Consider the following 24,961-nt stretch of genomic DNA (forward strand, 5'->3'; position numbering starts at 1 on the left):
TTGATAGGCCAGATCTGGAAGCCCGGTAACGGGTGGAGGTGACTGGTACTAATAGGCCGAGGGCTTGTCCTCAGTTGCTCGCGTCCACTGTGTTGTTCCCAGACAACGAACAGTTTGTGCTGGCTGAACAGTTTCACTTATCAATTGAAAAGTGTGCTAGTTCGCCGCCCTGTTCTTGCGTCCCCTGCGGGGGATGTCTGAAAGGGTTTCGGTGGTCATAGCGTGAGGGAAACGCCCGGTTACATTTCGAACCCGGAAGCTAAGCCTCACAGCGCCGATGGTACTGCAGGGGGGACCCTGTGGGAGAGTAGGACGCCGCCGAACTATTATTGAAGAGGACCTTCGGTCCCGGCACACATGCTGGGACCGAAGGTCCTTTTTGTATTTCCAGAGCTTTTCTCGCAGCGCGCCGGTCCGCCGGCTGCGCGAGAATGACTGCGGTACCGATGACAGGAGTCCCCCCGATGCCCACCAACTCTCCCGACGAGCGACCGGAGCGCGATCAGCGCCACCGGGACAATGGTGACCGCGGCGGCTACCGCAGCGGTGGCGCCCCCCGTAGTGGCGGGTTCCGTGGGCGCGATGACCGTCCGTCGTTCGGGGACCGTGACCGGGATCGTGGGCGGCGCCGTGATGGCGACCGTCCCCCGTTCCGCCGTGACGATCGGCGCGATGACCGGCGCGATGACCGGCGTGGTGGCGACAACCGGGGCAGTGACAGCCGCGCTGGGGACAGCCGGGGTGGTGGCTTCCGGCGCGACGACAATCGCGGCGGGGACAACCGCGGTGGCGGGTTCCGTGGGCGCGATGACCGTCCGTCGTTCGGGGACCGTGACCGGGATCGTGGGCCGCGCCGTGATGGCGACCGTCCCCCGTTCCGTCGTGACGACCGGCGTGACGATCGCCGCGATGACCGGCGTGGTGGCGACAACCGGGGCGGTGACAGCCGCGGCGGTGGTGGCTTCCGGCGCGACGACAATCGCGGTGGTGACAACCGTGGTGGCGGGTTCCGCCGTGATGACCGTGGCAGTGACCGGCGCGATGACAACCGCGGCGGCGGGTTCCGTGGGCGCGACGAGCGTCCGTCGTTCGGGGACCGTGACCGGGATCGTGGGCCGCGCCGTGATGGCGACCGTCCCCCGTTCCGCCGTGATGACCGGCGTGACGACAATCGCGGCGGCGGGTTCCGCGGGCGCGACGACCGTCCGTCCTTCGGGGACCGTGACCGGGATCGGGGGCCGCGGCGCGACAGTGACCGGCCTCCCTTCCGGCGTGATGACAACCGTGGCGGCGACAACCGTGGTGGCGGGTTCCGCCGTGACGACCGTGGCAGTGACCGGCGCGATGACAATCGTGGTGGCGGGTTCCGTGGGCGTGACGAGCGTCCGTCGTTCGGGGACCGTGACCGGGATCGTGGGCCGCGCCGTGATGGCGACCGTCCCCCGTTCCGTCGTGACGACAATCGCGGCGGCGGGTTCCGCGGGCGCGACGACAACCGGCGTGACGACAACCGTGGCGGCGGGTTCCGTGGACGGGACGACAACCGGCGCGACGACAACCGTGGTGGCGGCTTCCGCGGCCGCGACGACCGGGGCGGACGGCCCGGTGGCGGATACCGCGGGCGCGACGACCGCCGTGACGACCGCCGTGACGACCGCCGTGACGACCGCCGTGACGACCGGCGGGACGACCGTCGTGGTGGCGGGCGCTACCGCGACGAGCGTGAGCGGGACCGCGAGCCGATCCGGCGGCTGCCGATCCCCGAGGACGTCTCCGGCTTCGAGCTGGACAAGGACGTACTGCAGGAGCTGCAGTCCCTGCCGAAGGGGCTCGCGGAGGACGTCGCCAAGAACCTGGTGATGGTCGCCCGGCTGATCGACGAGGACGCCGAGGGCGCCTACGGGTACGCCAAGGTCGCCCTGCGGCTCGCGTCCCGCGTGGCGGCCGTCCGTGAGGCCGCCGGGTTCGCCGCCTACGCCAGCCAGAACTACAGCGAGGCGCTCGCCGAGTTCCGGGCGGCGCGGCGGATGACCGGGCGCGCGGAGCTGTGGCCCGTGATGGCCGACTGCGAACGCGGGCTCGGCCGGCCCGAGAAGGCGCTCGACATGGCCGGTGAGCCGGAGGTGCAGAAGCTCGACAAGGCCGGACAGGTCGAGATGCGGCTTGTGGCCGCCGGCGCCCGGCGCGACATGGGGCAGCTCGACGCCGCCATCGTGACGCTGCAGAGCCCCGAGCTGGCCTCGCACTCCGTACAGCCGTGGACCGCGCGACTGCGGTACGCGTACGCCGACGCGCTGCTGGCCGCCGGCCGTGAGGACGAGGCGCGCGAGTGGTTCGCCAAGGCCGTGGAGTCCGACAAGGACGGCAGCACGGACGCGTCGGACCGGCTGGCCGAACTGGACGGCGTCGAGTTCGTCGACGCCTTCGACGACGAGGACGACGACGCCGAGGAGAACGAGAGCACCGGCGGCGCCGGCGGGACGTCCGAGGTCGCGGACCGTGACGACAGCGGTGCCGACGAGGACGCGGAAGACGCCGACGAGAAGTAGGCGCGGCGCTGGTACGTGATGACGGGCGGGTCCTTCGGGGCCCGCCCGTCAGTCGTTTCTCAGCGTGCGCAGGACCAGGCCCGTGGCCGGCTTCGGGCCGAACGACGTCGACTTGCGGGGCATCGTCACCCCCTGGCGGGCCAGCTCGCGGACTACCTCCTCGCGGACCGGGTGCATGAGGACCGCCGTGCCGCCGTCGCGCTGCGCCTTCTCGACGGTCGCCGCCGTGTCGTGGATGTACGCGATGTCGGCGGGGGAGTCCTCGGGGATGCCCCAGACGTGGCCGAGGAGCGTGGAGTGCAGGACCGTCGCATCCAGGGTGCGCCAGGCCGCGGGGCGGTCCGCCGGGATCGTGCGGTCCAGGAGCGCCGGGTCCGGGCGGTCCAGCAGGTGGTAGGTGGCGCCGGCGCCCGTGAGGAGGAAGGCGTTGCCGTCCTTCGCTGCCTCGGCGAGGGAGTCCATCGCCGGGGCGAGGGGACCCGCGACCTCCCGGACGCGGAAGAAGGGGGCGGCCGCCGCGAGCGCGCGGTCGACCGGGAGGCGGTTGAGCAGCCGGTGGATGGCGCGGACCCGCAGCGGGTAGCGGGCCGTGTCGACGAGGAGGACCAGGCCGTGGTCCCACGGGGTGGGCGACGGGTGTTCGGCGCGCAGCCGCAGGTAGGTCGCCCAGCGGTGATGGCCGTCGGCGATCAGCGCCTGATGCCGGGCGAGGTCGGCGCGGACCGCCCGGATCTCGGCCGGGTCGGTGAGGGACCACAGGCGGTGGCTGTAGCCGTCCTCGGTGGTCGTCGACAGGAGCGGGGCGCGGCGGGCCGTCGCCTCGATGACAGCGGTGGCGCCCGTCGCGGAGCCGTCGCCGCGGTAGGTCAGCAGGAGGGGTTCGAGGTTCGCCGCGGTGGCGCGCATGAGCCCCGCGCGGTCCTCGACCACGTGCGGCATCACGTCCTCGTGCGGCAGGACCACGCCCTCCGCGGCCTCCGACAGGCGCAGCGCGCCGATCAGGCCGCGCTGGAGCAGGTCGCCGCTGCGCTGTTCGTACACGTAGAGGGCCGGTTCGGCGTCGGGGGCGAGGACGCCCTCGGCGAGCCAGCGGTGCAGAGTGGCGGCCGCCTGGTCGTTGCGCGACCGCGGAGAGCCTGACGGGCCGGTCTGCGGGAGGATCAGGCGGACGATGTTGTGCGGGTCCGCGCTCTCCAGGTGCAGCAGGCCGTCCGGGCGGACGACGACGTCGTACGGGGGCGAGGTGACGGCGGCGAGGCTGCCGATGCGCTCCGGCACGTAGCGCACTCCGCGGAAGGGGTGCAGATCCAAGCCGTCACCTGCAGTGTTCATCCGTGCATCGTACGAGTGTCGGTGGCGTGGGGGATGATCGGGGGAGTGGGACCGAGGGAAGGGCATACGGAATGAGCCAGAGCGCGAGCGGTGCGGACAACCAGAGGCCGCGGATGCGGCCCGCGAGCAGTCCGCGGGCGTTGAGCGAGGCGTACGACACCGCGCTGCTCGATCTCGACGGGGTGGTGTACGCGGGTGGGCACGCCATCGCGCACGCCGTGGACTCGCTGGCCGAGGCCCGGAAGGCGGGGATGGGGCTCGCGTACGTCACGAACAACGCGCTGCGGACGCCCGACGCCGTGGCCGGGCACCTGGGTGAGCTGGGGATCCCGACCGAGGCCGGGGATGTCATCACGTCCGCGCAGGCCGTCGCGAGGCTCGTCAGCGACCAGGTGCCCCAGGGGGCGCGGGTGCTGGTGATCGGCGGCGAGGGGCTGCGGGTGGCCCTGCGGGAGCGGGGTCTCGAGCCGGTGGACTCCGCCGAGGACGAGCCGGTCGCGGTCGTGCAGGGGTACGGGGGGCCCGATATGGCATGGGGGCGGTTCGCCGAGGCCTGTTACGCGATCGCCGCGGGCGTGCCGTGGTTCGCCTCGAACACGGATCTGACCATCCCGAGCGCGCGCGGGATCGCGCCGGGGAACGGGGCGGCGGTGGAGGTCGTCCGGATCGCGACGGGGGCCGAGCCGCAGGTGGCGGGGAAGCCGCTGCCGCCGATGCACCGGGAGACGATCCTGCGGACGGGGGCCAGGTCGCCGCTGGTCGTGGGGGACCGGCTGGACACGGACATCGAGGGCGCGTTCAACGGAGAGGTCGACTCGCTGCTCGTGCTGACCGGCGTGACGGACGCGGCGCAGCTGCTGGCCGCGCCGCCGCAGCACCGGCCCACGTATGTGGACCGGGATCTGCGCGGGGTCCTGACCGGTCAGCCGGAGGTGACCGAGGACGGCGACGGGTTCCGGTGCGGCGGGTGGACGGCCACGGCCGGGGACGAGCGGCTGGAGCTCGCGGGGGACGGGGAGGCGCTCGACGGCCTGCGGGCGCTGTGCGCTGCCGCCTGGACGGCGGCGGGGGACGGGTCCTGCGCGCTGGACGCGGCGAAGGCGCTGGCGCGGCTGGAGCTGTAGGGGACCGCCGGGCCGGGCCCGGGGTGGCGCAGCGGCATGCTCCGCCGGGTTTGCCGCCGCCGTATGGGGTGAGCAGAGCAGCGAGGTCGGGCGCTGCGCCGACCGCGTCCGGCGCGGGTCCGGGGGCGACCCGGGCCGGGCGGGAGGCGTGGGAGATGCTTCTCTCTGCGCAGCGGGCTGTAGCCGATTTGGAGGGTAGGCTAACCTAACCTCGTGTTGGTCGACAGTCCCCCAGAAACGAGCGCGGAGCCCGTACCCGCGCCCCCCGGCCGTCGTGCGGCGCTGCGCACGGCCGGGCTGCTCGCCTCGCTCGTCGTGCTGGCCGCCGTCCTGGTGGCGAGCATCGCCGTCGGCGCGAAACCGCTCGCGCTCGACCAGGTGTGGCACGGGTTGTTCCACGACTCGGGCACGTACGCGGACATCGTCGTCGGCGAGCGCGTCTCGCGGACGTTGCTCGGTCTGCTGGCCGGGGTCGCGCTCGGTCTCGCCGGCGCCGTCCTCCAGGCGCTGACCCGCAACCCGCTCGCCGACCCCGGCATCCTCGGCATCAACATGGGCGCCTCCGCCGCGGTCGTCACCGCCATCAGCTTCTTCGGGGTGACCTCGCTCAGCGGCTACGTCTGGTTCGCCTTCTTCGGCGCCGCCGCCGTCGGGGTCCTCGTCTACGTACTCGGCGGCACGCGCAGCGCGACGCCCGTGCGGCTCGCGCTCGCCGGCACGGCGATCACCGCGGCGCTCTCCGGCTACCTCTACGCCGTGATGATCACCGACGACGTGGCGCTCAACCGGATGCGGTTCTGGCAGGTCGGTTCGCTCGCCAGCGCCAAGACGGACATCATCCAGCAGGTGCTGCCGTTCATCGCCGTCGGTGTGGTGCTCGCGCTCGCGCTGGCCCGGCCGCTGAACGCCATGGCCATGGGCGACGACACCGCCCGGGCCCTCGGCGCCCACCTCGGCCGCACCCGCGCCCTGAGCATGGCCGCCGCGACGCTGCTCTGCGGCGCCGCCACCGCGGCCTGCGGGCCCATCGTCTTCGTCGGCCTGATGGTGCCGCACATCGTGCGCTCGTTCACCGGGCCCGACATGCGCTGGATCCTGCCGTACGCGGCGGTCCTCTCGCCCGTGCTGCTGCTCGGCGCCGACGTCGTCGGCCGGCTCGTGGCCCGCCCGGCCGAACTCCAGGTCGGCATCGTCACCGCCGTCATCGGGGCGCCGGTCTTCATCTTTCTCGTACGACGCCGGAGGTTGGCCCAGCTGTGAAGGCGATACGCACCCCGGGCGGACTCTCCGTGCGGCTCGACGTCCGGGCGGCCGTCGTCGTGGCCGTCCTGGTCGTGGCCGCGCTCGCCGCGAGCGTCGTCCTGATCGGCACCGGCGACTTCCCGATCCCCGCCCTCGACGTGCTGCGCACCCTGGCGGGCGGCGGCAACGCCGGGCAGGAGTTCATCATCAACGACCTGCGGCTGCCGCGGGTCCTCGTCGGCCTCCTGGTCGGCGGCGCGCTCGGCCTGTCGGGCGCCCTCTTCCAGTCCATCTCGCGCAACCCGCTGGGCAGCCCCGACGTGCTCGGCATCGGGCAGGGCTCGACCTCCGGCGCGCTCGTCATGATCGTGATCTTCGGCGGCAGCGCCGGGCAGGTCGCGGCCGGCGCCCTGGTCGGCGGACTCGTCACCGGCCTGCTCATCTACGTACTGGCCTGGAAGCGCGGCGTGCACGGCTACCGGCTCGTCCTGGTCGGGATCGGCGTCTCCGCGTTCGTCACCGCGGTCAACGGCTACCTGCTGACCAAGGCCGACTTCGTGGACGCGGCCCGCGCCACCGTGTGGATGACCGGCTCCCTGAACGGCCGCGGCTGGGAACAGGTGTGGCCGCTGCTGATCCTCTTCGTGGTGCTCGTGCCGGTCGTCGCCGCGTTCGGCCGGCCGCTGCGCATGCTGGAGATGGGCGACGACGCGGCCGGCGCGCTCGGCATCCGTGTCGAGCGGACCCGGCTGCTGCTGCTCACCGCCTCCATCTTCCTGACGGCCGCCGCGACCGCCGCGGCCGGACCGGTCGTCTTCGTGGCGCTCACCGCCCCGCAGATCGCCCGGCGCCTGACCAAGTCGCCCGGGCCGAACCTGATGGCCGCCGCCTGGATGGGCGCCACGCTGCTGATCGTCGCCGACCTGGCCTCGCAGCGGCTGTTCGGCGCGGACCAGCTGCCCGTCGGCGTGGTGACCGGCGTCGTCGGCGGCGCCTACCTGCTCTGGCTCCTGGTCACCGAGCGCAAGGCGGGCCGGATATGAGCGCCCGCCCGCACCCCTGTCCCGCGGACACGGACCAGCCGCACCAGAACCCAAGGAGCACCGCTGTGAACAGGCTGACAGCCGACGACGTGACCCTCGGCTACGACCAGCGCGTCATCGCCGAGAAGCTGTCCGTGGAGATCCCCGACCACTCCTTCACGGTGATCGTCGGCCCGAACGCCTGCGGCAAGTCCACGCTGCTGCGCGCCCTGTCGCGGATGCTCAAGCCGAGCGCCGGGCGGGTCCTGCTCGACGGCGGCTCCATCCACGCGATGCCCGCGAAGAAGGTCGCCAAGACGCTCGGCCTGCTGCCGCAGTCGTCGGTCGCGCCCGACGGCATCACCGTCGGCGACCTCGTCGCCCGCGGCCGCTACCCGCACCAGGGGCTGCTGCGCCAGTGGTCGCCCGAGGACGAGCGGGTCGTGCGGGAGTCCATGGAGTCCACCGGTGTCGCCGAACTCGCCGACCGGTACGTCGACGAACTCTCCGGCGGCCAGCGCCAGCGCGTGTGGATCGCGATGGCGCTCGCCCAGCAGACGCCGCTGCTGCTCCTCGACGAGCCGACGACCTTCCTGGACATCCAGCACCAGATCGACGTGCTCGACCTCTGCGCGGAGCTGCACGAGGAGCAGGGGCGCACGCTCGTCGCCGTCCTGCACGACCTCAACCACGCCGCCCGCTACGCCACCCACCTCATCGCCCTGCGCGGCGGCGAGATCATCGCCGAGGGCGCGCCGAAGGAGATCGTCACCGCCGACCTCGTCGAGCGGCTGTTCGGGATGAAGTGCCAGGTCATCGACGACCCGGAGACGGGAACTCCGCTGGTGGTGCCCGCGGCCCGCAAGGCGCGGAAGCAGCCCGTCGTCCCGGCCCCGGCCCCGGCCGTGGCTAAAGCAGCGTCCTGAGGCGCAGCAGGTCGCGGAAGGATGCCTCAAGGCGGACGCGGCCCGAGGCCCAGGCCTTCGCGAAGTTCAGCCGGCCCTCCACCAGCGCCACCAGGTCCTCGCCCGTCATCGCGAGGCGCAGCTGCGCCTTCTCCGCGGGCGGTCCGGGCCGGGTGGCGAGCACCTCGATCCGGCCGTCCCGCAGCCGCCCGGAGAACGTCACGTCCAGGTCCGTGACGTGGCAGCTGAGGGTGCGGTCGAGCGCCGCGGCGGCCCGGACCTCCCCGTCCGCGCCCGCCATGGTGTCCGAGAGTCTGTCGAGTGCCGCCCGGCACTCCTGCGTCGTCGCCATCGTGATCGACCGTACACGGGGCTTCCGGGGTAGCGTCGGGGCATGAGCGAGATCCCCGCCGGGACCGAGGCACCGGCCGAGACACAGGTCCCCGGCGAACCGTCGTACGAGCCCGCGGGGCCCGCCCCGCTCGGCGTCGACCGCACCCCCACCGGCGACCCGGACGTGGACGCCCTGCTGGAGCGGCTCGGCGACGTGGACCACCTCGCGGCGGACGGCCATGCCGAGGTGTACGAGGATGTACACCAGGGGCTGCGGACCGCGCTGACCGCGCTGGACGCTCCGCCCCGGCCGTCTTCCCCGTATGAGCACAGGAGCTGAACCGACGTGGCAGGTGTGGCACGTATCCGCCTCGACGCCGAACTCGTCCGCCGTGAGCTGGCCCGTTCGCGCGAGCACGCCAGTCAGCTGATCGCGGCCGGCCGGGTCTCCGTCGGCAAGATCGTCGCGACCAAGCCGGCGACGCAGGTGGAGAAGGCCGCGGCGATCGTCGTCGCGCCGGACGACGACGACCCCGAGTACGTCTCGCGCGGCGGGCACAAGCTCGCCGGCGCGCTGGCCGCCTTCGCGCCCCAGGGGCTCGCGGTGGAGGGGCGGCGGGCGCTCGACGCCGGGGCGTCGACCGGCGGCTTCACCGACGTCCTGCTGCGGGCCGGGGTGGCGCACGTCGTCGCCGTCGACGTCGGCTACGGACAGCTCGCCTGGTCGCTCCAGAGCGATGACCGCGTCACCGTCAAGGACCGGACGAACGTACGCGAGTTGACGGTGGAGGCGATCGACGGAGTGCCGGTGGACCTCGTGGTCGGGGACCTGTCCTTCATCCCGCTGGGCCTGGTGCTGCCCGCCCTGGCCCGGTGTGCGGCGCCCGGCGCGGATCTGGTCCTCATGGTCAAGCCGCAGTTCGAGGTCGGCAAGGAGCGGCTCGGCAGCGGCGGCGTCGTACGCAGCCCCGAGCTGCGGGCCGAGGCGGTGCGGGGCGTGGCCGCACAGGCGTTCAAGCTCGGGCTCGGCGTGCGGGGCGTCACCGCGAGCCCCCTGCCCGGGCCGTCCGGGAACGTCGAGTACTTTCTGTGGCTGCGTGCCGGGGCACCCGTGCTGGACCCGGCCGACGTTGACCGTGCAGTGGCGGAGGGGCCGCGTTGACACAGACCCGAGCTCGTACTGTTTTCCTGCTCGCGCACACCGGGCGGCCCGCGGCCATCCGCAGCGCCGAGCGCGTCGTGCAGGGCCTGCTGAGGCACGGCCTCGGGGTGCGGGTCCTGGAGTCGGAGGCGCCCGACCTGCCGCTGCCGCCCGAGGTCGAGCTGGTGAAGGAGGCCACGCCCGCCTGTCTCGACGGGGCCGAGCTGCTCATCGTGCTCGGCGGCGACGGGACACTGCTGCGCGGGGCCGAGTTCGCCCGCGCCTCCGGGGTGCCGATGCTCGGCGTGAACCTGGGGCGCGTCGGATTCCTGGCGGAGGCCGAGCGCGACGACCTGGACCAGGTCGTCGACCGGGTCGTCACCAAGGAGTACGAGGTCGAGGAGCGCATGACGATCGACGTCGTCGTGCACCACAACGGGGACGTCGTGCACCGCGACTGGGCGCTGAACGAGGCCGCCGTGCAGAAGACCGAGCCCGAGCGGATGCTCGAGGTCGTCCTGGAGATCGACGGGCGGCCCGTCACCGGGTTCGGCTGCGACGGGATCGTGTGCGCGACCCCGACCGGGTCGACGGCGTACGCGTTCTCGGCGGGCGGGCCCGTGGTCTGGCCGGAGGTCGAGGCGCTGCTCATGGTGCCGATCAGCGCGCACGCCCTGTTCGCCAAGCCCCTGGTGACCTCGCCGAACTCGGTGCTGGCCGTCGAGGTGCAGCCGGACACGCCGCACGGGGTGCTCTGGTGCGACGGGCGGCGGACGGTGGGGTTGCCCGCCGGGGCGCGGGTGGAGGTGCGGCGGGGGGCCGTGCCGGTGCGGCTCGCTCGGTTGCATCATGCCGTGTTCACCGATCGGCTCGTGGCCAAGTTCGCGCTGCCGGTGGCTGGGTGGCGGGGTGCTCCGCAGTAGCCGCGGCCTTGGGGGCCCGGGGTCTTGACCGGCCTGTATGTGGTTCGGCCGGGTCCCGCCCGGGTCTGGGAGGTGCGTTGTCGTCCGCGGTCCGGTGGGGGTTGAGCGCGCAGTTCTCCGCGCCCCTTTCGGGGCACTGGGGATGGGGGCCGTCGCATGGAGGGGGCGGGACCTCGTAAGGTCGTGTCCGTGTTGGAGGAGATGCGGATACGGTCGCTCGGAGTCATCGACGACGCGGTGGTCGAGCTGTCACCCGGCTTCACGGCGGTGACCGGCGAGACCGGCGCGGGCAAGACCATGGTCGTCACCAGCCTCGGGCTGCTGCTCGGCGGGCGGGCCGACCCCGCGCTCGTGCGGATCGGCGCGAAGAACGCCGTGGTCGAGGGGCGCGTCGCCGTGCCCGCCGGCTCGGGCGCCGCGCTGCGCGCCGAGGAGGCCGGCGCCGAGCTGGACGACGGGGTGCTGCTGGTCAGCCGGACCGTGTCGGCCGAGGGGCGCTCGCGGGCGCACCTGGGCGGGCGGTCCGTGCCGGTCGGCGTCCTCGCCGAGCTGGCCGACGAGCTGGTCGCCGTGCACGGCCAGACCGACCAGCAGGGCCTGCTGAAGCTCGGCCGGCAGCGCCAGGCGCTCGACCGGTACGCCGGGGACGCCGTCGCGGGGCCGCTCGCCAAGTACGCGGCCGTGTACAAGCGGCTCAAGGCCGTCGGCGCCGACCTCGACGAGATCACCACGCGCGCCCGGGAGCGGGCGCAGGAGGCGGACCTGCTGCGGTTCGGACTGGAGGAGATCGCCGCCGTCGAGCCGCGCGCGGGGGAGGACGTGGAGCTGGCCGAGGAGGCCTCGCGGCTCGGGCACGCGGAGGCGCTCGCGTCGGCCGCCGCCGTCGCGCACGCCGCGCTCGCCGGGAACCCGGAGGACCCCGAGAGCGTGGACGCCACGACCCTGGTCGGCGGCGCCGGCCGGGCCCTGGACGCCGTACGCTCCCACGACCCGGCCCTCGCCACGCTCGCCGAGCGGATCGGCGAGGTGCAGATCCTGCTCACCGACGTCGCCGCCGAACTCGCCGGGTACGCCGACGACCTGGACGCCGACCCGCTGCGGCTCTCGGCCGTCGAGGAGCGCCGGGCCGCCCTCACCCAGCTCACCCGCAAGTACGGCGAGGACGTCAGCGGCGTACTCGCCTGGGCCGAGGCCGGCGCCCAGCGGCTGCTCGAACTCGACGGCGACGACGAGCGCATCGACGAACTCACCGCCGAGCGCGACGCGCTCCGCGGCGAACTGGGCGCGCTCGCGCAGGAGCTGACGCGTGCCCGCACCGAGGCCGCCTCCCGGTTCGCGGCCGCCGTCACCGACGAGCTGGCGTCGCTCGCCATGCCGCACGCCCGGGTCTCCTTCGACATCCGGCAGACGGAGACCGGCGCGGCGGACGGCGTCGAGGTCGACGGCCGGACCGTGGCCTGCGGGCCCAGCGGCGTCGACGAGGTCGAGCTTCTGCTCGCGCCGCACCCCGGGGCGCCGCCCCGCCCCATCGCCAAGGGCGCGTCCGGCGGCGAGCTGTCCCGGGTGATGCTCGCGGTGGAGGTCGTCTTCGCCGGTACCGACCCCGTCCCCACCTACCTCTTCGACGAGGTCGACGCCGGTGTCGGCGGCAAGGCGGCGGTCGAGATCGGCCGGCGCCTCGCCAAGCTCGCCAAGTCGGCGCAGGTCGTGGTCGTCACGCACCTGCCGCAGGTCGCGGCGTTCGCCGACCGCCAGCTCCTGGTCGAGAAGACGAACGACGGAACGGTGACGCGCTCCGGAGTCACCGTGCTCGAAGGCGAGGACCGCGTACGGGAGTTGTCGCGGATGCTCGCCGGACAGGAGGACTCGGAGACGGCACGGGCCCACGCGGAGGAACTCCTCGAGGCGGCGCGGGCGGACGCGTAGCGCGCGGGGCACGGGGCCGCCCCGGAGCGCGGGCGGCCCTAAGGTTGAGGCCATGACCGACCTCGCCCGCACCCTGCGCACCGCCGCCCTCGCCGGCGGCCTCACCTGCGCCGCCCGCACCGTGCTGCGCCGCACCAAGCCGGGCGGCGCGCCGCTGTGGGACCGCAAGAACCACGCGGGCCGGGACGTCGATCTGTGTGCCGGGCCCGCCGTCACGGTGGGCGTCGCGACGGGGGCGCTCGCCGCGGACCCGGGCGCCCGGGGCGCCGCCCTCCTCGTCACGCTCACCGCCGGAGCCTGCGGCGCGTACGACGACGTGGCCGGGGCGGACGATCCGCGGCGCGGCCCGCGCGCCCACCTCGGCGCGCTGCGGCAGGGCGAACTCACCAGCGGCGCCGTGAAGTTGTTCGGCATCTCGGCGGCCGGTCTCGTCGCCGGCACGCTGCTCAAGGAGCGGTGGGCCGACCGGGTGCTGGCCGGCGTCGTCGTGGCCGGCACCGCGCACTTCCTCAACCTCGTCGACGTACGCCCCGGACGCGCGGCGCAGGCCGCTCTCGCCCTCGGCAGCGCCGGACTGCTGCGCGGATCGCTCGCCGCGGCGCCGATGGGGGCCGCCGCGGCCGTGCTCCCGGACGACCTCGCCGAGCGCGGCATGCTCGGCGACGCCGGGGCGCACGCCCTCGGCGGGGCGCTCGGCGTCGCCATCGTCGCGGGCAACGGGCGGGCCGGACTCGTCGCGCACGCCGCCGGTCTCGTGGCGGCGGCCGCCTGCGGGGAGCGGGTGAGCGCGTGGGCCGCGAAAGGGCCGGACGGCCCTCGGTGAGGGCCCCGGCGCCGGGCGGGCCGCCGTCCGTCACCTCACCCGTGCGGGTGGTCCGGTGCGCCGGGTTGCCTGAGGCGGCCCGGTGGGGGACCGTGGCCGGTGCCGGAACGCCCGTACGGGCTGGCATCCTTGGCCTGGACCACCCGAACCGAACCCTCAGGAGCCCCGCCGCGTGAGCCACGTGAGCAGCCACTCAGCCCACGGACAGTCGCCGCTGCGCACCGTGCAGGTGCTGGGCGGCGGCAGCGCGGGCAGCAGCGCCCACGTCCGGTCGCTGGCCGCCGGACTCGTCGCCCGCGGGGTGCGCGTCACGGTCTGCGCTCCGTCCGAGGCCGAGCACGCGTACGGGTTCGGCGACGTCGGCGCCCACCACCTCGCGGTGCCGCGCCGCAGCGACCCGGCGTCCGTCGCCGCGCTCCGCGCGGCCTGCGCCGACGCGGACCTGGTGCACGCGCACGGCCTGCACGCCGCCCTGCGCGCCGCCCTCGCGCTCCACGGCCGCCGCGTCCCCCTCGTCGTCACCTGGCACACCCGCTCCTCCGCCGAAGGGCCCCGCGCCCATCTGCTGCGGGTCCTGGAGCGGCGGGTGGCCCGGGCCGCGTCCGTGGTCCTCGGCACCTCCTCGGACCTGGTCGACCGGGCCCGGGCCCGGGGCGCCCGCGACGCCCGGCTCGCCGCCGTCTCCTCGCTGCCGCGCCGTCCCGGCCGGGCCGAGCCCGACGACCCCGAGGACGCCGAGCGCGCCCGCCTGAAGACCCGGGCCGAACTCGGCGCCGCGGACCGCCCGTTGCTGATGGCCGTGGGCAGCCTGGAGCGGCACCGGGGCTACGACGTACTGCTCGACGCCGCGCACGCCTGGCTCGACCTCGACCCCGCCCCGCTGCTCGTCATCGCCGGGGAGGGGCCCGAACGGGCCGCGCTCCAGCGGCGGATCACCGGCGAGGGGCTGCCGGTGCGGTTGGCCGGCCGGCGCGACGACGTCGCCGAGCTGCTGCCCGCCGCCGACATCGCGCTGCTGCCCAGCAGTTGGGAGTCGCGTTCGCTGCTCGCGCAGGAGGCGCTGCTCGCGCGGGTGCCGCTGGTCGCGACCGAGGTCGGCGGCACGCCCGAACTGGTGGGGGACGCCGCCGAGTTGGTGCCGTACGGTGACGCCCCGGCGCTGGCCCGGGCCGTCGAGCGGCTGCTGGCCGACCCCGGGCGCCGTGCGCAGCTGAAGGAGCTGGGCAGCGCGCAGGCCGCGTCCTGGCCGACCGAGGACGCCACCATCGCCCAAGTCCTCAGCGTGTACGACGAGTTGACCGGCGCCTTCTGAAACCGTCCGGCCGCGCGGCGCCGGTCACGGCACGTGGCGGCGGGCCCGCAGTGCCAGGCTCAGCGCGAGCACCGTCTGCGGATCGTCCAGGTCCGCGGCGAGCAGCTCCCCGATCCGGGCCAGCCGGTTGTAGAGGGTCTGGCGGTTCAGGTGCAGCTCCCGCGCCGTCTCCGCCTTGCGGCCGGCGTGCGCCAGATAGATCTGCAGCGTCGGCAGCAGCGGCGGCTTCGCCCGCTTGTCGTGCTCCTGGAGCGGGCCGATCGCCCGCTCCACGAACGCCGCCAGCGCCTCTTCGTCGTGGCAGTGCAGCCGCCACAGCAACAGGTCGATGTCCAGGCGCCGCGCGTCGTACCAGGCCCGGTCCTCCAGGCCCTGCGCCGCCGTCGCCGTCTCCGCCGCGTGCCGCAGCCCCGCGGCCGCCGCGGCCCAGCCGCCCGCGCCGCCGACCACCACGACCGAGGCCTTGGCGCCCGCCCGCCGCATCCCGGCCCGCTCCACCCCGGCCCGCAGCGCCGCCCCGACCCGCTCCGCGACCGTCACCCGCTCGCCTTCCGAGCGCAGCCCGATCAGCAGCGGCACCCGCCCCTCGACGGGACGTACGCCCAGCAGGACCGGCACTCCGACCGAGGCCAGCTCCTCCGACACGGCCCGGGCGAGCACCGCCCACCCGCCCCCGCCGGGGGAGAGGCCCACGGAGTTGGCCGACGCCTCCGGCAGCCGCATCACCACCGGGAGCAGCGGGCCCTGGCCGGGCTTGAAACCGAGGACCCGGGCCTGCGCGGGAGCGTCCTGCGGCGCGATCCGGCCCTCCGCGAGGTCGGTGAGGAAGTCGCCGCGCCCGCGCGCCGCCAGCTCCTCCTCCTGCCGGGCCTGCATCAGCACCACGGCCAGCGACCCGGCGGCCCGCTCCGCCGCGATCCGGTGGACCGGCGCGAGCGGCGCCGACGCCGGCAGCAGTACGAGCCGCGCCCGCACCGAACCGGCCCCGGGCCCGCCGCCGGGCACATCCACCAGCACGGCCCCGCCGGGCGGCTCGTCCTGGTGGGTGCCGCGCATGCCCTGCCACACCTGGAGCGGATCGGCGACATCGGCGGCGACCCCGGCCGCGTACAGGAGCTGTCCGTCGACGGTCTCCAGGAAGACCGGGTTGCCGCTGAACCCGGCCAGGATGCGCAGTACTTGGGGGACACCGCCGCCGCCGAGCAGCGCCTCGGTGCACCGGCGGTGCACCTCCTCGGCCCGCTGGAGCAGCGCGTAGTGCCCGTTGACGATCTCGGTGTGGATCTCCTCGGTGACCGTCACGAAGGGCACCTCGCGGTGCAGCTGCACCAGCGGCAACCCGGCGGCGCGCGCCGTGTCCACGAGCGCCGCGGGCAGCCGCGCGAACCGCTGCCCCAGCTCGATCACGAGCGCGGCGATGCCCCGCTCGGCCAGCTTGCGCACGAAGGCCCGCTGCTCGGCGGGCCGGGTCCCGATGCCGTACCCCGTGCTCAGCAGCAGTTCGCCGCCCTTGAGCAGCGACGCGATGTTGGGGACCTCGCCCGCGTGCACCCAGCGCACCGTCCGCTGGAGCCGGTCCGCGCCCGCCACCACCTCGGGCAGCCCGCTGCGCAGCCCCGGCAGTTCCAGGGCGCGCTGCACGGTGATGCCACCGGGGACGTTCTGCGGGGCGGGGGAGCTGTCCATGGAGCGGACGCTACCGGCGCGGCCGCTCCACGGGCATGCCGGGGTCAGCCGCTGTAGGCACCCGACGAGGTCAGCCGCAGGGCCGTGTCGATCAGCGGCACGTGGCTGAAGGCCTGCGGGAAGTTGCCGACCTGGCGCTTCAGGTGCGGGTCCCACTCCTCGGCGAGCAGGCCCAGGTCGTTGCGGAGGGCGAGGAGGCGCTCGAAGAGCTTGCGGGCCTCGTCGACCCGGCCGATCATCGCCAGGTCGTCCGCCATCCAGAACGAGCAGGCGAGGAAGGCCCCCTCGTCTCCGGGCAGCCCGTCGAGCCCCGCGGCCTCCCCGTCGGTCGGGTAGCGCAGGATGAAGCCGTCCGGCGTCGACAGCTCCCGCTGGATCGCCTCGATCGTGCCGATGACGCGCTTGTCGTCCGGCGGCAGGAAGCCCATCTGCGGGATGAGCAGCAGCGACGCGTCCAGCTCCTTGCTGCCGTAGGACTGCGTGAAGGTGTTGCGCTCCGGGTCGTAGCCCCGCTCGCACACGTCCCGGTGGATGTCGTCGCGCAGCTCGCGCCACTCCTCCAGCGGGCCGTCCGCGTCGCCCGACTCCACCAGCTTGATGGTCCGGTCGACCGCGACCCAGGCCATCACCTTCGAGTGCACGAAGTGCCGGCGCGGGCCGCGCACCTCCCAGATGCCCTCGTCCGGCTCGTCCCAGTGCTTCTCCAGGTACCGGATGAGCTTCAGCTGGAGCAGCGAGGCGTAGTCGTTGCGGGCGAGGCCCGTCATGTGCGCGAGGTGCAGCGCCTCGGTGACCTCGCCGTACACGTCGAGCTGGAGCTGGTGCGCCGCCCCGTTCCCGACCCGCACGGGGCCTGAGTTCTCGTAACCGGGCAGCCAGTCCAGCTCCGCCTCGCCGAGCTCGCGCTCGCCGGCGATGCCGTACATGATCTGGAGGTTCTCCGGGTCGCCCGCGACGGCCCGCAGCAGCCACTCGCGCCAGGCCCGGGCCTCCTCGCGGTAGCCGGTGCGCAGCAGCGACGACAGGGTGATCGCCGCGTCCCGCAGCCAGGTGTACCGGTAGTCCCAGTTGCGCACGCCACCGATCTCCTCCGGCAGCGACGTGGTGGGCGCGGCGACGATGCCGCCGGTCGGCGCGTACGTCAGCGCCTTGAGCGTGATCAGGGAGCGCACCACGGCCTCGCGGTAGGGGCCGTGGTACGTACAGTGCCCGACCCACTCGCGCCAGAACTCCTCCGTCGCCGCGAGGGCGCCGCGCGGATCCGGCACCGGCGGCTGGTCCTTGTGCGAGGGCTGCCACTGGATGGTGAACGCGATCTGCTCGCCGGGCTCCACCGTGAAGTCCGAGTAGGTCGTCAGGTCCTCGCCGTACGTCTCCGCCTCGGAGTCCAGCCAGACGGAGTCCGGGCCGGCCACCGCGACCGTGCGGGCGTCGACCTTGTGCACCCAGGGCGTGATCCGCCCGTACGAGAAACGCATCCGCAGCGCCGAACGCATCGGGACGCGGCCGCTGAGGCCCTCCACGATCCGGGTCAGCTGGGGCGCGCCGTCACGCGGCGGCATGAAGTCGGTGACGCGGACGGCGCCGTCCTGGGTGTCCCATTCGGATTCCAGGATCAGCGAGTCCCCGAGATAGCGGCGGCGGGCCGCGGTCGGCGGCTTCTCGTCCTCGGCGTGCGCGGGACCGAGGCGCCAGAACCCGTGGTCCTCGGTGCCGAGCAGCCCGGCGAAAATGGCGTGCGAGTCGAAGCGGGGCAGGCACAGCCAGTCGACTGTGCCGTCCCGGCAGACCAGGGCGGCGGTCTGCATGTCTCCGATAAGTGCGTAATCCTCGATGCGCCCGGCCACGTGCGTCTCCAGTCGAACGGCCACGTACGCCCCGGAGCCGCTCCAGCGTGGCACGGGACGTTCGCAATGGGTCTCAGCGGTCAGCGGTCAACGGTATAGATGGTCAACGGTCGATTGTGGGTCAGACGGATCGTCTTGATACGTCGTGGGGGTACGTCGTTGTCAAACGAACTGACGAGCCGGTTGTCTCCGGCGGGGCCGGAGTGCGGCTACGTGCTCCGGCGAACGGTCGGGAACGGACGGGGTGGTGCCGTTGTGGTGCCGTTTTCCTGTGTGACTCGACAGCCGACTGTCCGAGCAGGATACGTCGCACCCAAGTGATCCGCTTGCCGCTCGTGCCAACCTACCTGCGCCGAATGGGTGACCGTCGAGTGACGATGATGTGACCCCGTGGTGGAGTGTGCGCGGAGCGTGGCCGGAAGCACCCTCGTCCCGTCGCTGATACCCTGGTAGCCCGTGAGCCGGTGGTCATCGAACCCCCGAACCGCAGCGACGGCGCCTCCCCCCTGAAGTCCGGAGAGCACGCCGGTACGCACCCTCCAGACCGCGACCACGGGAGCCCCCTCTTGGCCATGACGCCCAAATCCACGACGACCAAGCACATCTTCGTCACCGGGGGTGTCGCTTCCTCCCTCGGCAAGGGCCTCACCGCCTCCAGCCTCGGGATGCTGCTCAAGGCCCGGGGCCTCCGTGTGGTCATGCAGAAGCTCGACCCGTACCTGAACGTCGACCCCGGCACGATGAACCCCTTCCAGCACGGTGAGGTCTTCGTCACGAACGACGGAGCCGAGACCGACCTGGACATCGGCCACTACGAGCGCTTCCTCGACGTCGACCTCGACGGCTCGGCCAACGTCACCACCGGCCAGGTCTACTCGCAGGTCATCGCCAAGGAGCGGCGCGGCGAGTACCTCGGCGACACCGTCCAGGTCATCCCGCACATCACGAACGAGATCAAGCACCGCATCCGGCGGATGGCGACAGACGAGGTCGACGTCGTCATCACCGAGGTCGGCGGCACGGTCGGCGACATCGAGTCGCTGCCGTTCCTGGAGACCGTCCGCCAGGTCCGCCACGAGGTCGGCCGGGACAACGTGTTCGTGGTGCACATCTCGCTGTTGCCCTACATCGGCCCCTCCGGCGAGCTGAAGACCAAGCCCACCCAGCACTCGGTGGCGGCCCTGCGCAACATCGGCATCCAGCCCGACGCCATCGTGCTGCGCTGCGACCGCGAGGTGCCCATCGCGATCAAGCGCAAGATCTCGCTGATGTGTGACGTGGACGAGGACGCCGTCGTGGCCTGCCCCGACGCCCGCTCGATCTACGACATCCCGAAGACCGTGCACGGCGAGGGCCTGGACGCCTACGTCGTCCGCAAGCTGGACCTGCCCTTCCGCGACGTGGACTGGACGACCTGGGACGACCTGCTCGACCGCGTCCACAACCCCGACCACGAGATCGTCATGGCCCTGGTCGGCAAGTACATCGACCTGCCCGACGCCTACCTGTCGGTGACCGAGGCGCTGCGCGCCGGCGGCTTCGCCAACAAGGCCCGCGTCAAGATCAAGTGGGTCACCTCGGACGACTGCAAGACCCCGGCGGGCGCCGCGAAGCAGCTCGGCGACGTCGACGCCATCTGCATCCCCGGCGGCTTCGGCGAGCGCGGCGTCTCCGGCAAGGTCGGCGCGATCCGCTTCGCCCGCGAGAACAAGGTGCCGCTGCTCGGCCTCTGCCTGGGCCTGCAGTGCATCGTCGTCGAGGCCGCGCGCAACCTCGCCGACGTGCCGGACGCCAACTCCACCGAGTTCGACCCCGCCACCGGCCACCCGGTCATCGCCACGATGGCCGAGCAGCTCGACATCGTCGCCGGTGAGGGCGACATGGGCGGCACCATGCGCCTCGGCATGTACCCGGCCAAGCTCGCCGAGGGATCCCTCGTGCGCGAGGTGTACGACGGCAAGGAGTACGTCGAGGAGCGCCACCGCCACCGCTACGAGGTGAACAACGCCTACCGCGCCGAGCTGGAGAAGAAGGCCGGACTGCAGTTCTCCGGCCTCTCCCCGGACGGCAAGCTCGTCGAGTACGTCGAGTACCCGCGCGAGGTCCACCCCTACCTGGTCGCCACCCAGGCCCACCCGGAGCTGCGCTCGCGCCCGACGCGTCCGCACCCGCTCTTCGCCGGTCTCGTGAAGGCCGCCGTCGCGCGCAAGGTGGCCGCCGCGGGGGGCAAGAAGGCCAAGTAAGGCCTGGCGCAGGAGCGATGTACGGTTACCGGGGTGCGTGCCTTATGCGGCACGTGCCCCGGTTTCTTTTGCGTGCGTGGGAGGACGTGTCGACATGACGACGATCAAGGACACCGCCGAGCAGTGGGAGGTCCGGGCGACCGAGACCCCCTTCGTCGGGAACAAGACCTCCGTGCGCACCGACGACGTCGTCATGCCCGACGGGTCGGTGGCCCGCCGCGACTACCAGGTGCATCCGGGCTCGGTGGCCGTCCTCGCCCTCGACGGCGAGGGGCGTGTCCTGGTCCTCAAGCAGTACCGGCACCCCGTGGGCATGAAGCTCTGGGAGATCCCGGCCGGCCTCCTCGACGTCCCCGGCGAGAACCCGCTCCACGCGGCGCAGCGCGAGCTGTACGAAGAGGCGTATGTGAAGGCCGAGGACTGGCGGGTCCTCACCGATGTCTACACGACGCCCGGCGGCTGCTCCGAGGCCGTCCGCGTCTTCCTCGCGCGGGATCTCTCCGAGGCGCAGGGGGACCGGTTCGCGGTGGAGGACGAGGAGGCGGACATGGAGCTGGCGCGGGTGCCGCTCCAGGATCTGGTGCGGGGGGTGCTCGCCGGTGACCTGCACAACAACTGCCTGGTGGTAGGGGTGCTTTCGCTGAGCGCGGCGCTTGCGGGGGAGGGGCTCGACGCGTTGCGTCCCGCTGAGGCGGCGTGGCCTGCCCGGCCGTTCGAGGCCTGATCCGGGTCTGGGCGCAGGTTTCTGCGGGGCTGTATGGGTGCGGCCGGGCAATAGTTGTCCGGCCGCGGGCCGGTGGGGCTTCTCGCGCAGTTCCCCGCACCCCTGAGATGCGCACTGCGTGCGGCATCTCACCGGGCCGTGGAGCTGCGGCGCAGCCGCATGCTCCAGGGGCGTGGGGAACTGCGCGACCAGCCACGACGAGACGCGCACCCGGCGACGAGACCGCACCGGCCGGACGCCCCCCGATACGACCATCCGCTGATCCGATCAGGGGACTTCCGCGCGCCGTCCGCCGGAGGCACCCGTACACCCTGAACTAGGCTCGGCTCCGCCCCTGCCGACCCCCGGAGGGGATGGGTGAGACGGAGCGTGACCCGTGACGGATCAGGCGGTCGAATCGGACGACGAGACGGCGGTCGAGCCCGGCTCCACGCAGGCCCGCACCCGCCGCCGCCCCCACCGCGAGCCATCCGTGACCGGTCGTCAGTTCCTGGGTCGCAGGCGCGAGTTGAAAGAGCTGAGCTCCGACATCGAGCGGGCCGGACTCGACACCCTCTCCGGCCGCAAGGCCCCCCGCGCCCGCGTCCTGCTGATCGCGGGACGCCCCGGCACCGGCCGCACCGCCCTCGCCGAGGAACTCCTCTCCCAGGTCGCCGACCGCTACCCGGACGGAGCCCTGCGCACCCGCCTGACCAGCCCCGACGGCACCCCCGTACCGACCGGACGCGTCGCCCGTGAGCTGCTGGACGCGCTCGATCTGCCCGCGCCTCCCGGCGAATCGGCCGAGGACCTGACCGAGCGGCTGCGCGAGGGGCTGTCCGTCCGCCGCGTCGTGCTGCTGCTCGACGACGCGGGCAGCGCCGAGCACGTCGACCCGCTGCTCCCGGACACCCCGGACTGCCTGGTCGTCGCCGTCGCCGAGGGGCCGCTCACCGGGATCGCGGACGTCCGGCCCTGCACGCTCGGCGGGCTCGACACGAAGGCCGCGCTGGAGTTCCTCAGCCGGCACACCGGGTCCGTCCGGATCACCTGCGACCCGCGCTCCGCCGAGTCCCTGGTCGAACTGTGCGGCGCCGAACCCGCCGCTCTGGAGATCGCCGGCGGCTGGCTCGCCCGGCGCCCCAAGGAATCCGTGGCCGACCTGGCCCGGCAGCTGCACGCCGCCGACGACACGGGGGACGGCTCCGCCCTCGCCCGCGTCTTCCGGCACTCCTACGCCGGCCTGGCCGGCCCCGCCGCGCGGATACTGCGCTACCTGTCCCTGGCGCCCGAGGGGTACGTCGACCCGCACACCGCGTCCGCGCTCGCGGGCTGCTCCGTCTCCGCGGCCCGCACCACTCTCGACGACTTCGTCACCCTCGGGTTCGTGCGGGCCGTCGGCTCACGGGTGCCGCAGTACGAGGTGCCGGGCTGCCTCGTGCCCCTGCTGCGCGGCCTCACCGAGACGCTCGACCGGCCCGCCGAACTCCAGCTGGCCCGCGCCCGCATGCTGGAACGGACCGTCCGGCTGCTGACCTCCTGCCGCGCGGTGACCGAGCCCGACGCCGCCCCGGCCCGCAAGAAGCTCGCCGGGCTGCCCAGCGCCCTGCGGTTCCCGGACCGGGCCGCCGCCGCGGAGTGGCTGCGCGCGCGGCAGCCCGCCCTGCTCGCCGCGGCCCGCCTCGCCGTGGCCGACGGCGAACTGGACACCCTGGCCCGGCGGCTGATGGCCGCCCTGGCGCGGGCCCTGGTCGCGCACCGGGGCGCCGAGTCCGCCGCGCCCGAGCTGTACGTGATCCACCGGCTCGTCCTCGACGTGGCCGAGCGCCGGAACCTGCCACGGGAGAAGGCGGCCGCGCTGCTCAACCTCGCCGACCTCGACGCCGGGACCGGCCGCACCCTGGAGGCCCTGGCGCGCTACCGGGCCGCGCTGGACGCCGGACGGGCTGCGCAGGACCCGTACGCGACCGGCCGCGCGATGGAATCCGTAGGCGGTGCGCACCAGGCGCTCGGGGACTGGCAGCGGGCCGCGGACTGGTACGGCCGGGCGCTCGCCCAGCGGCTCACCCGGGGGGAGCGGGCGGACGCCGCGCGGCTGCACGGGCGCATCGCCACCGTTCACACGTACGCGGGCCGCTACGGCGAGGCGCTGCGCGGCTGGCGCTCGGCCGTCGCCGCGTACCGCAAGGAGGGCGACATCGCCGCGCAGGCCCGGGCCCTGAGCGAGCTGGCCCGGGTGCAGGAGTACGCCGGGCGGCCCGAGGAGTCCCTCTGCACCTGCCAGGAGGCGGTCGAGTGGGCGCGGCAGGCCAAGGACGTACGGCTGCAGGCGGCGCTCCAGGTGCGCCTCGCGGACACGCTGGAGCGGCTCGGCGACCCCGCCGCGGCCAAGCTGCACCGGGGTGCGGCCGAGCGCATGCTGGGAGAGGAGCTGGCCGGCGGTGCCGGAGGTGGTGCTCTACAAGCAAACCCTTCGGAACAGGCCGCTAACACCTGCGAAACCCGTAGTGCTTCCGCAGAAGATTGATGGTTCGAAAGGCTAGACAGCGAGAAAACCTTCATTAGACTGGCTCCGCCGCGTACTTCCGTGGCGCTCTCCGGTGTGTCCGTCGGCGCACTGGTATGCAGTGCAATGACCGGTACATCCCCTGAGCCAAGGACCGTGATCGACGATGAAGGTCGGCATCCCCCGCGAGGTCAAGAACAACGAGTTCCGGGTGGCCATCACCCCCGCCGGCGTGCACGAGCTCGTGCGCCACGGCCACCAGGTCTTCGTCGAGCGAGACGCCGGTGTGGGCTCCTCGATCCCGGACACGGAGTACGTCGCGGCGGGCGCGGAGATCCTCACGACCGCGGACGAGGTGTGGGCCGTCGCCGACCTGCTCCTGAAGGTCAAGGAGCCGATCGCGGAGGAGTACCACCGCCTGCGCAAGGACCAGACCCTCTTCACCTACCTGCACCTGGCCGCGTCGAAGGAGTGCACCGACGCGCTGCTGGAGTCGGGCACCACGGCGATCGCGTACGAGACGGTCGAGACCGCCGGCCGCCAGCTGCCGCTGCTCGCCCCGATGTCCGAGGTCGCGGGCCGGCTGGCCCCGCAGGTCGGCGCCTACCACCTGATGGCCGCGAACGGCGGCCGCGGTGTGCTGCCCGGCGGCGTCCCCGGCGTCCTGGCCGGCCGCGCCGTCGTCATCGGCGGTGGCGTCTCGGGCTGGAACGCGGCCCAGATCGCCATCGGCATGGGCTTCCACGTGACCCTGCTCGACAAGGACATCAACAAGCTCAAGGAAGCCGACAAGATCTTCGGCACGAAGATCCAGACCGTCGTCTCCAACGCCTTCGAGCTGGAGAAGGCCTGCCTGGAGGCCGACCTCGTGATCGGCGCGGTGCTGATCCCCGGCGCCAAGGCGCCGAAGCTGGTCACCAACGAGCTGGTCTCGCGCATGAAGCCGGGAAGTGTCCTTGTCGACATCGCGATCGACCAGGGCGGCTGCTTCGAGGACTCGCACCCGACCACGCACGCCGAGCCGACCTTCGCGGTCCACAACTCGGTCTTCTACTGCGTCGCCAACATGCCCGGCGCCGTGCCCAACACCTCGACCTACGCGCTGACCAATGCCACGCTCCCGTACATCGTGGAGCTGGCCAACCGCGGCTGGGCCGACGCGCTGCGCCGCGATCCCGCGCTGGCCCTGGGCCTCAACACCCATGACGGCAAGGTGGTTTACAAGGAGGTCGCGGAGGCACACGGTCTCGACCACCTGGAGCTGGAGACGCTGCTCGGCTGAGCGCGCCCCGAGGCGACGTCAACAGAAGTCGTCAATCTCACGCTTACGGCCGGACCTTGCGA

The 24,961-nt window shown here is 73.4% G+C and carries 20 protein-coding genes and 1 rRNA gene; 17 read left to right on the plus strand and 4 right to left on the minus strand.

Annotation, left to right across the window (positions count from 1 at the left end; all coding sequences use genetic code 11):
* Positions 1 to 207: 207 nt before the first annotated feature.
* The 3 genes from rrf to ABZY33_RS24890 all read left to right on the plus strand — a co-directional run bounded on the left by rrf (position 208) and on the right by ABZY33_RS24890 (position 2,549).
* Positions 208 to 324 (plus strand): 5S ribosomal RNA (gene rrf, locus ABZY33_RS24880).
* Between the two features lie 258 nt (positions 325 to 582).
* Positions 583 to 1,860, plus strand: a complete 1,278-nt coding sequence (locus ABZY33_RS24885) for a hypothetical protein (protein ID WP_356493927.1) — start codon at positions 583 to 585, stop codon at positions 1,858 to 1,860.
* The gene (locus ABZY33_RS24890; RefSeq protein ID WP_356493921.1) at positions 1,752 to 2,549 is read left to right on the plus strand and encodes a tetratricopeptide repeat protein; all 798 of its coding nucleotides are present in this window, start codon (positions 1,752 to 1,754) and stop codon (positions 2,547 to 2,549) included. The genes ABZY33_RS24885 and ABZY33_RS24890 overlap by 109 nt, the downstream gene beginning before the upstream one ends.
* A gap of 48 nt (positions 2,550 to 2,597) precedes the next feature.
* Here ABZY33_RS24890 and ABZY33_RS24895 read toward each other — a convergent pair whose 3' ends face one another.
* Positions 2,598 to 3,881: a DUF1015 domain-containing protein gene (locus ABZY33_RS24895; RefSeq protein ID WP_356493873.1), complete on the minus strand. Its 1,284-nt coding sequence runs from the start codon at positions 3,879 to 3,881 to the stop codon at positions 2,598 to 2,600.
* Between the two features lie 113 nt (positions 3,882 to 3,994).
* On the opposite strand from ABZY33_RS24895, the gene ABZY33_RS24900 reads away from it, so the two are divergent.
* The 4 genes from ABZY33_RS24900 (at position 3,995) to ABZY33_RS24915 (ending at position 8,195) form a co-directional block, all read left to right on the plus strand.
* A complete protein-coding gene (locus tag ABZY33_RS24900; protein WP_356493922.1) occupies positions 3,995 to 5,005 on the plus strand; it encodes an HAD hydrolase-like protein in 1,011 nt (336 codons plus the stop codon).
* Between the two features lie 213 nt (positions 5,006 to 5,218).
* The gene (locus ABZY33_RS24905) at positions 5,219 to 6,265 is read left to right on the plus strand and encodes an iron chelate uptake ABC transporter family permease subunit (protein ID WP_356493874.1); all 1,047 of its coding nucleotides are present in this window, start codon (positions 5,219 to 5,221) and stop codon (positions 6,263 to 6,265) included.
* On the plus strand, positions 6,262 to 7,290 hold the full coding sequence (locus ABZY33_RS24910) for an iron chelate uptake ABC transporter family permease subunit (protein WP_356493875.1): 1,029 nt from the start codon (positions 6,262 to 6,264) through the stop codon (positions 7,288 to 7,290). The genes ABZY33_RS24905 and ABZY33_RS24910 overlap by 4 nt, the downstream gene beginning before the upstream one ends.
* A complete protein-coding gene (locus ABZY33_RS24915) occupies positions 7,287 to 8,195 on the plus strand; it encodes an ABC transporter ATP-binding protein (protein ID WP_356493876.1) in 909 nt (302 codons plus the stop codon). Before ABZY33_RS24910 ends, ABZY33_RS24915 begins: the two co-directional genes overlap by 4 nt.
* Here the strand turns inward: ABZY33_RS24915 and ABZY33_RS24920 are convergent.
* The gene (locus ABZY33_RS24920; RefSeq protein ID WP_356493877.1) at positions 8,179 to 8,526 is read right to left on the minus strand and encodes an SCP2 sterol-binding domain-containing protein; all 348 of its coding nucleotides are present in this window, start codon (positions 8,524 to 8,526) and stop codon (positions 8,179 to 8,181) included. The genes ABZY33_RS24915 and ABZY33_RS24920 overlap by 17 nt on opposite strands.
* A gap of 42 nt (positions 8,527 to 8,568) precedes the next feature.
* Between ABZY33_RS24920 and ABZY33_RS24925 the strand changes: the two genes are divergently transcribed.
* The 6 genes from ABZY33_RS24925 (at position 8,569) to ABZY33_RS24950 (ending at position 14,632) form a co-directional block, all read left to right on the plus strand.
* Complete coding sequence (locus ABZY33_RS24925) at positions 8,569 to 8,847, plus strand: hypothetical protein (protein WP_356493878.1); 279 nt, start codon at positions 8,569 to 8,571, stop codon at positions 8,845 to 8,847.
* Positions 8,848 to 8,853: 6 nt separating this feature from the next.
* Entirely contained in the window at positions 8,854 to 9,669 is an 816-nt protein-coding gene (locus ABZY33_RS24930; RefSeq protein WP_356493879.1) for a TlyA family RNA methyltransferase, read from the plus strand.
* Positions 9,666 to 10,571: an NAD kinase gene (locus ABZY33_RS24935; RefSeq protein WP_356493880.1), complete on the plus strand. Its 906-nt coding sequence runs from the start codon at positions 9,666 to 9,668 to the stop codon at positions 10,569 to 10,571. Before ABZY33_RS24930 ends, ABZY33_RS24935 begins: the two co-directional genes overlap by 4 nt.
* A 201-nt stretch (positions 10,572 to 10,772) precedes the next feature.
* Positions 10,773 to 12,497, plus strand: coding sequence for a DNA repair protein RecN (recN, locus tag ABZY33_RS24940; RefSeq protein ID WP_356493923.1), 1,725 nt, complete (start codon positions 10,773 to 10,775; stop codon positions 12,495 to 12,497).
* A 52-nt stretch (positions 12,498 to 12,549) separates the two neighbouring features.
* Positions 12,550 to 13,320: a hypothetical protein gene (locus tag ABZY33_RS24945; protein WP_356493881.1), complete on the plus strand. Its 771-nt coding sequence runs from the start codon at positions 12,550 to 12,552 to the stop codon at positions 13,318 to 13,320.
* 172 nt (positions 13,321 to 13,492) lie between these two features.
* Positions 13,493 to 14,632 carry a glycosyltransferase family 4 protein gene (locus ABZY33_RS24950; protein ID WP_356493882.1) on the plus strand — a complete coding sequence of 380 codons (1,140 nt, stop codon included), beginning with the start codon at positions 13,493 to 13,495 and terminating at the stop codon, positions 14,630 to 14,632.
* Positions 14,633 to 14,656: 24 nt separating this feature from the next.
* Here ABZY33_RS24950 and ABZY33_RS24955 read toward each other — a convergent pair whose 3' ends face one another.
* Both ABZY33_RS24955 and ABZY33_RS24960 read right to left on the minus strand, forming a co-directional pair.
* Positions 14,657 to 16,318 carry a PucR family transcriptional regulator gene (locus ABZY33_RS24955; RefSeq protein WP_356493883.1) on the minus strand — a complete coding sequence of 554 codons (1,662 nt, stop codon included), beginning with the start codon at positions 16,316 to 16,318 and terminating at the stop codon, positions 14,657 to 14,659.
* Between the two features lie 44 nt (positions 16,319 to 16,362).
* Complete coding sequence (locus ABZY33_RS24960; protein WP_356493924.1) at positions 16,363 to 18,165, minus strand: glycoside hydrolase family 15 protein; 1,803 nt, start codon at positions 18,163 to 18,165, stop codon at positions 16,363 to 16,365.
* Positions 18,166 to 18,737: 572 nt separating this feature from the next.
* On the opposite strand from ABZY33_RS24960, the gene ABZY33_RS24965 reads away from it, so the two are divergent.
* The 4 genes from ABZY33_RS24965 (at position 18,738) to ald (ending at position 24,899) form a co-directional block, all read left to right on the plus strand.
* A complete protein-coding gene (locus tag ABZY33_RS24965; RefSeq protein ID WP_356493884.1) occupies positions 18,738 to 20,408 on the plus strand; it encodes a CTP synthase in 1,671 nt (556 codons plus the stop codon).
* 94 nt (positions 20,409 to 20,502) lie between these two features.
* Positions 20,503 to 21,132 (plus strand): NUDIX hydrolase, encoded by a 630-nt coding sequence (locus ABZY33_RS24970; RefSeq protein ID WP_356493885.1) that lies wholly within the window; start codon positions 20,503 to 20,505, stop codon positions 21,130 to 21,132.
* A gap of 472 nt (positions 21,133 to 21,604) precedes the next feature.
* Complete coding sequence (locus ABZY33_RS24975) at positions 21,605 to 23,638, plus strand: tetratricopeptide repeat protein (protein ID WP_356493925.1); 2,034 nt, start codon at positions 21,605 to 21,607, stop codon at positions 23,636 to 23,638.
* 145 nt (positions 23,639 to 23,783) lie between these two features.
* Positions 23,784 to 24,899 carry an alanine dehydrogenase gene (ald, locus tag ABZY33_RS24980; protein ID WP_356493886.1) on the plus strand — a complete coding sequence of 372 codons (1,116 nt, stop codon included), beginning with the start codon at positions 23,784 to 23,786 and terminating at the stop codon, positions 24,897 to 24,899.
* The last annotated feature ends 62 nt before the right edge of the window (positions 24,900 to 24,961 follow it).

The organism is Streptomyces sp. NPDC006552 (genome assembly GCF_040611655.1).
Classification (GTDB): domain Bacteria; phylum Actinomycetota; class Actinomycetes; order Streptomycetales; family Streptomycetaceae; genus Streptomyces.